Below are 7,320 nucleotides of genomic sequence, written 5' to 3' on the forward strand. Positions count from 1 at the left end.
CTCACACCAATCCTCTCTCGCTACGCGAGCAATGCTTGTCCCACAGGGACTGGAACAGCTTGCGCAGCGAGAGAAAAGGTATATCGGCGGTTTTACCTGCTCCCGTTTGCACAAGAAAACGGGTTTTTCCAGGCTCCAAACGGGTTCTGAGCAGAAATCGCCCTCCGGGGCGATTTTTTTTGCGCCCTGCGCATTGACCAGATAACGCACCATGTAAATAGCTACCCATGCTATATAAAATAGCGTAGAATATCGCATAGTCGGCTATCCAATATAGTACGACCGATGCCCTGCGGGGCGGATTCCATCACACCCAAGGAGTTGAACAATGAAAAAATCCCCTGTCCTGCCATGGCTTGCCCACGCCATGCGCTTTGCCGGTTGTTGCCTGATTTGCGGCAGCGCCGTCGCCTTTATCGCGATGAACCAGGGCGCGCGCCTGCAAGACGCGCAATTCTTTTACTGGCAACGCTATTTCGTTGATGGCGTGGTTTCTGTTGCCACCCTGCCGGGTATTTGGCTGTTTTTCGCCGGTTCCCTTCTCTGGTGGTTATGCCAAAGAACGAAGAAAACACTATTGCTCGCGGTCATGGCGCTACTGGTCGTTATCAATAGCCAGTGTTTTATCATCCCGCTGTCAAAACAGGCGTCAATGCTCGCCTTTCAGACCAGTCAGACAGAAGCGGTTGCGGCGGCATTTATGACCGCCAAAACGGGGGAAGACCGGCTGGGTGCGGTGAATGGAGGATTGTTGCTGGGCTATCTCGCCGTGTATTTCTTATGGCGGGAAAAGGCGAAAACCGGTCTCCCATCAACACCATAACCCGCAAACAGGGGAACACCCGTCATAGGGTGCGCCTTGACGCACCGTCCGGCGTATGGCGACGGTTGTGCGACGGTGGGGCAAGCCCCACCCTACGAACCGCCCCCTCCCCCTGTGGGGGAGAGCTGGGGTGGGGCTTGCCCGCATACCGCCGATGCCCTGTAACCATACCGGTCTCCTTTCAAAATTTCCGCGTGCGTGTCGGCTACGCCGCCACACACCCTACGCACGAGATCCGCCATAGGGTGCGCCTTGGCGCACCGTCCGGGGAAGATAGCCCCCCTAAACCCGGTCAGGCGGCGCACCCTGCACGGAACTTTGTGAATATCGCTATACAATGCCCGGAATCCCACGACAAAAGGAGTTCCGCATGAAGTCTGCCCCCATCGCTATCGCCCTGACCGCTTTTGTTTTCGGCTTCGGCGGCTGGTACCTCCACGACCGCTTTGGCGACCGGCATGAGATGCCACCGCCCGCCCCAAAACCGCCGCCGGCAACCGCGCCGGATGACAACGCCGCCCGCTTTGCCGGTACCTTGCAGCCCGTTGGCAATGGCGAATGGTCCACCGGCACCGTCGCCCCTCTGGCAGCCGCTGAACCGAATTCCGCACCGCCGGGAGCGACAAACCACAGCGCCGCCCTGTCCACCGCAGGCTCCCGGCTCGCCGCTTACCCGCTTGCCACACGCAGTTGGGGCGACATTTATAACCCCGGCGGCACCATCCCCGCACACGGCTTTGCCGCCTGGTTCATCGACACACGCCAACCGCAGCAGCCGGTTGCCACGGCAGAAGAAGCACGCATCGCCCTCGATTTTGCCTACAGCGACTCCCACGGCATCCCGTCCGAATCCTTCGCTGCCTACTGGGCGGGCAAAATTCCGGTTGTACAAAAAGGCCATTACCGCCTGAAAGCCGATATTAGCTGGGCACAGATGCGCGTCCTGCTTGACCGGCACATCATCGCCGAAAGCCGTGAACCCAACCATACCGAACTGCCGCCCGCGCTGGAGCTGGACGCCGGCGAGCATCTGCTTGAAGTCGAATACAACAACCACTGGCACACCGCACAATTCCAGCTTGCACTTGAGCCGGACGTTCCCGCCTATGACAGCGAAGACCTTGCCGCCGCCATCGCCGCGCTGCACCTGCCGCCCACAACCGTCACCCATGTGGTTGCCCTCTACCAGAGCATTGAAGCGGACAACCGCGTCCGCGTGCAGGCACCGGCGGGCGATACCCCCTACATCCTTGTCCTGAACAGCTACGAGCCTGTCAATTGGGAGCTGCAAGGGCGCGCGCCCGTGCTGGTCGTGCATGACGACCGTGGCAGCCTGCATGGCACGGGTGGCGCACCGCAGCTCGTCTGGCGTAGCCGCTTCAGCCATGACGCCAGCGAAGACCTGCCGGGCGCTCCCGAATGCATCTGCTACATCCGCAAGCGCAACCTGAAATGCAAAGGCGACATCACGCCGGGCCTGGTTGGCAAAGTCAAACAGCTGACCGGCTACCCGCTTGCCGGATTCAGCGGCGCTTACGACAACAAGGGCGACGCGCTCATCCCGGTGCCACTGACCCCGGTCGCGGCGCTGGCAGAAAAAGAGGATGCTGCCATCAAGAAAATCCGGCATGACATCGCAACCAACCGAGAACACTGCGCCCACAAAAGCGGCCCCTATGCCCATATTCCCGAAAAGCCCTGAAGCCGCGCGCTTTGCGCAGCTTTTGGTGAGTACCGCTATAAAAAAGCCCGCAGATGCGGGCTTTTTTGGGTGCCGTTAGCGGCGGCGGGTCGCGGGGCGGGGTGGTTTGTTGGCGGGAGCGGGCTTGTTGCCCTCCAGCGCCGGGGCGCTGACGCCGTATTGGTCGAGGCCGCCGCCCATGCTGATGTACAAATCAACGTTGTTGGTGAGGATTTGCAGCTCGGTGGCGAGCAGTCCCTGGTCGCTGGCGTAGCTTTCGCGTTGGGCATCGAGGCGGTCAAGCGCGGTGCTGACGCCCGCCTCAAAGCGCAGGTTTTCCAGGCGCAGCCGTTCGCTCACCGCCTTGTTGCCGCGCACTTGTGCCGCGTATTGTTCGGCCAGCGTTTGCCGGGCGGCCAAGGCATCCGCGACTTCGTAGAAGGCGGTCTGCACGGTGTTCTGGTAGCTTTCGACCAGGATTTTTTGTTGCGCTTCGGCGATGTTCACCGCGCGGTTGAGTTTGTCGCGGTTGAAGATGGGCAGGCTGATGCTCGGCGCAATGCTCCAGGCGAGGTTCGGCGCCTTGATCAGTTCGTCGAGTTCGGGGCTGGCGTAGCCGACGCTGCCGGTGAGGCTGATGCTGGGGTAGAGCGCCGCGCGTGCCGCGCCGATGTTGGCGTTCGCCGCTTTCAGCTGGTATTCGGCTTCGCGGATGTCCGGCCGGTTTTGCAGCACGGTGGCAGGGATGCCCGCAGGCAGGCGCAGGTCGGCAAAGGCGTTTTTCAGGCTGCCCGCTGGCGGCAGGTTGAGCTGGCTGACCGGTTTGCCAACCAGCAGCGAGAGGGCGTTCAGCGCTTTTTGGTGAGCGCGTTCGGCTTCGGCGTAGCTGCTGCGCGCGCTTTCGATTTGGGTCTGCACGCCGCTGAGGTCGCCAGCGGTCATCAGGCCTGCATCGAATTGCATTTTGGAGAGGCGGTAGCTTTCTTGTCGGCTTTGCACGACGTCTTCGGCCAGTTTTTGTTGGGCATCGGCGATGCGCGCCTGGTAGTAGGTTTTGGCAACGGCGGCGATGATGCTGAGTTCGGCGGCGTCGCGTGCTTCGCGGGTGGCGAGGTATTTGTTCAGCGCCTGGTCGCTCATCGCCTTGACCCGGCCAAAGAAGTCGAGCTCAAAGGCGCTGCTGGCAAGGGTGAGGTTGTGCACGGTGCCAACGCGCGCCTGGCCGGTGCCGGTGAGGTCGCGCGCGGTGCGGCTGCGGGTGATGCCGCCGTTGGCGGCCACCGTCGGCAGGAATTCGCTGCGCTGGATGCCGTATTGGGCTTCGGCGATTTCGGTGTTGAGCGCGGCGGTTTTGAGGTTGTGGTTGTGCGCGAGTGCTTCTTCGATGAGTTTTTGTAGTTGCGGGTCGCGGAAGTATTCGCGCCAGTGGGTTTCGGCGGCGGTTTTGCCGCTGCTGTTTGCCTGTTCGGCGACGGCGACTTCCATCCAGTTTTGCGGCAGGGCGACGTCGGGCTGGCGGTAGTCGGGGGTGAAGCTGCACCCTGCGAGAAGCAGGGCGAGCGCGAGGGGTTTGAGGAGGGTTTGCATGGGGGTCTCCTTTAGTAGGGCTGGTCTTCGGGTCGGGCGTATTTGTCGTGCACGCCGAGTTTGCCGGGGAAGATTTTGCGTACGAGGACGAAGAAGATGGGGATCATCACCAGTCCCATGAAGGTGCCGATGCTCATCCCCCAGAAGACGCTGGTGCCGATGGTGCGCTGGCTGGCGGAACTGGCGCCGCTGGCGAGGTAGAGCGGCACGACGCCGAGGATGAAGGCGAGCGAGGTCATGACTATCGGGCGGAAGCGCAGGTGGGCGGCGGCGAGCGCAGCCTGGACGCGGGTTTTGCCGCCTTCTTGCAGGTCTTTGGCGAACTCGATGATGAGGATGGCGTTTTTCGCCACCAGCCCCATCACCGTGACCATGCCGACGCTGAAGTAGATGTCGTTGGCGAAGGTTTCCGCCCTCTGCCCTGCCATCATGACGTTAAAGAGGTTGCGGCCGTAGATGCCGCCCGCGGTGCCGAGCAGGCCGAGCGGGATGACGAGGACGACGGCAAACGGGATTGACCAGCTTTCGTACAGCGCGGCGAGGCAGAGGAAGATGGCTATCAGGCTGAAGGCGTAAACGTAGAGTTTTTGGTCGCCGGAGCGTTGTTCTTCCAGGGCGAGGCCGGTCCATTCGAGGGCGAAGCCGGGCGGCAGTTGGGCGACGAGTTCTTGCATGGTGTTCATGCCTTCGCCGGAGCTTTTGCCTTGCGCGGCGCTGCCGGAGAGTTGCATCGCCGGGTAGCCGTTGTAGCGGGTCGCCTGCATTTGTCCGTTTTCCCAGGTGAAGTTGGCGATGCTGCCAAAGGGAACTTGTCCGCCCCGGGTGTTGGGGATGTTCAGCGTTTTCAGGTCGTTTTCCTGCATCCGCGCGGCGGCGTCGGCTTGGACGGTAACGCGCTGCAACCGCCCCTTGTTGGGGAAGTCGTTGATGTAAGCGGAGCCGAAGTTGGTACCCAGCGTGCTGGCGATGCTGGTGATGGGGACGTTTTGCGCATAGGCGGCGTTGCGGTTGATGTCGATGCGCAGTTGCGGCGCGTCGGCCAGGCCTTGCGGGCGGATTTCGCCGATGACGTCCTTGCGCTGCATCGCCATGCCCATCAACTGGTTGCGCGCGTCAAGCAGCGCTTCGTGTCCAGCACCGCCGCGGTCTTCCAGCATCAGGTCAAAGCCGCTGGAGGTGCCGAGCGAGGGGATGGCGGGCGGGCTTAAGGCAAAGATGGTGGCGTCGCGGATGCCCATGAAGCCGCCCATCAGTTTGCCGGAGATGGCGTTGGCGGTCTGGTCGGGGCGGGCACGCTCTTTCCAGTCTTTGAGGATGATGAAGGCCATCCCCATGTTTTGTCCCTGGCCGGTGAAGCTGAAGCCTTGCACGGCGACAATGTTGTCAATTTCCGGGATGTTTTTGGCGACCGCTTCCATTTCTTTGAGTTTGTCGATGGTGCGTTCGGCGGTCGCGCCGGCGGGCAGTTGCAGGCTGGCGATGACGTAGCCCTGGTCTTCGTTCGGCAGGAAGGAGGTTGGCAGGCGGGTGTAGAGGTACACCGCTCCGGCACTGACGGCGAGATAGACGACAAACATCGCGTAGCTGATGCGGATGAATTTGGCGATAGTCGCTTCGTAGGCGTGGGTCGCCACTTTGACGAGGCGGTTGAACCAGCCGAAGAAGCCGCGTTTTTCGTGGTGGTCGTCGCGTACCGGCTTGAGCATGGTGGCGCAGAGCGCGGGGGTCAGCGTCAGTGCCAAGAAGCCGGAGAAGCCGATGGAGCCTGCCATGACCAGCGCAAACTGGCGGTAGATGTTGCCGGTGGAGCCGCTGAAGAAGGCCATTGGCAGGAAGACGACGATGTTGACCAGGGTGATGCCGACGATGGCACTCGATATTTGCCCCATGCTTTTTCGCGTCGCCTGGTAGGGGGTGAGTTTTTCTTCGGCCATCAGGCGCTCGACGTTTTCGATGACGACGATGGCGTCATCCACCACAATCCCGATAACCAGCACCATCGCAAACATGGTGAGCACGTTGATGGAGAGGCCGAGCGGGCTCATCAGCGCCACCGCGCCCATGAGCGAGATGGGGACGACGATGGCGGGGATAAGGGTGTAGCGGAAGTTTTGCAGGAAGAGGAACATCACCACTACGACCAGCGCCATTGCTTCGACCAATGTATGCAGTACCTGCTCGATGGAGAGGCTGACGAAGGTGGAGGTGTCGTACGGCGTACTCCACGAGATGCCTTCGGGGAAGTATTTGGCAAGGTCGGTCATGCGTTCTTTGACCGCCTTGGCGACGGCGACGGCGTTACCGCTGTTGGAGAGCTGCACGGCCATCCCGGTGCTCTCTTCGCCATTGACGCGGGTGGAGAAGCCGTATTGTTCCTGGCCGAGCTCAACGCGGGCGACGTCTTTCAGGCGGACGGTAGCGCCGCCTTCGGTGCTTTTCAGCACGATGTTTTCAAATTCGGCGACGTCGGCGAGCTGGCCGGGGACGTTGATAACGGCGGAGAAGGTCTGGCCGGGCAGGGCGGGCAGGGCGCCGAGGCTGCCGGTCGGGATTTGCCGGTTTTGTGCGGCGATGGCGCTGGAGACGTCATCGGCGGTGAGATCATAGCCGCGCAGTTTTTCCGGGTTGAGCCAGATGCGCATCGAGGATTCGGAGCCGAAAAGGCGGACGCCGCCGACGCCGCTGATGCGTTGCAGCTCGGGGACGATGTTGCGCTGCGCGTAGTCGTTCATCTCGCGCACGCTGATGTGCGCATTGGCATCGCGTTGCAGCGCCACCACCATGAGGAAGTTGCTGCTGCGCTTGGAAACGGTGATGCCGTTCTGGTTGACCGAGGCGGGCAGGCGCGAGGTGACTTGCGCCAGGTTGTTCTGCACGTTGACCTGGGCGATGTCTTCGTTGGTGCCGGAGACGAAGGTCAGCTCCAGCTCGCCGGTGCCGTTGGCGTTGGCGCTCGCGTTCATGTAATCAAGACCGTCCACGCCGTTCATTTCGCGTTCGATGATGGACAGCACCGACTCCTCAATGGTGGCGGCGCTGGCACCGGGATAGGTGACGCTGATGGTGATTTGCGGCGCGGAGACATTCGGGTATTGCTCTACCGGCAGGCGGTTGAGCGAGAGCAGACCGCCGAAAATGATGAAAATGGCGACGACCCAGGCGAAGACCGGTCGGTCAATAAAAAATCTGGACATGATTCCCCCGGATTACTGAGCGGCAGGCTGGCTGG

Annotated in this window: 4 protein-coding genes; 2 read left to right on the forward strand and 2 right to left on the reverse strand. The window is 61.6% G+C overall.

Annotated elements, in window-relative coordinates:
* The first annotated feature begins 328 nt into the window (after positions 1 to 328).
* Together Q0349_RS01865 and Q0349_RS01870 are read left to right on the forward strand one after the other, a co-directional pair.
* Positions 329 to 823 carry a hypothetical protein gene (locus tag Q0349_RS01865; RefSeq protein WP_298079133.1) on the forward strand — a complete coding sequence of 165 codons (495 nt, stop codon included), beginning with the start codon at positions 329 to 331 and terminating at the stop codon, positions 821 to 823.
* Positions 824 to 1,193: 370 nt separating this feature from the next.
* A complete protein-coding gene (locus Q0349_RS01870; protein ID WP_298079134.1) occupies positions 1,194 to 2,525 on the forward strand; it encodes a hypothetical protein in 1,332 nt (443 codons plus the stop codon).
* Between the two features lie 75 nt (positions 2,526 to 2,600).
* Here Q0349_RS01870 and Q0349_RS01875 read toward each other — a convergent pair whose 3' ends face one another.
* Both Q0349_RS01875 and Q0349_RS01880 read right to left on the reverse strand, forming a co-directional pair.
* Positions 2,601 to 4,091 (reverse strand): efflux transporter outer membrane subunit, encoded by a 1,491-nt coding sequence (locus Q0349_RS01875; RefSeq protein ID WP_298079135.1) that lies wholly within the window; start codon positions 4,089 to 4,091, stop codon positions 2,601 to 2,603.
* A gap of 11 nt (positions 4,092 to 4,102) precedes the next feature.
* Positions 4,103 to 7,285 (reverse strand): efflux RND transporter permease subunit, encoded by a 3,183-nt coding sequence (locus Q0349_RS01880; RefSeq protein ID WP_298079136.1) that lies wholly within the window; start codon positions 7,283 to 7,285, stop codon positions 4,103 to 4,105.
* Between the last annotated feature and the right edge of the window lie 35 nt (positions 7,286 to 7,320).

Origin of the sequence: uncultured Cardiobacterium sp., from assembly GCF_938028185.1 — a bacterium.
In the GTDB taxonomy this organism is placed as follows: domain Bacteria; phylum Pseudomonadota; class Gammaproteobacteria; order Cardiobacteriales; family Cardiobacteriaceae; genus Cardiobacterium.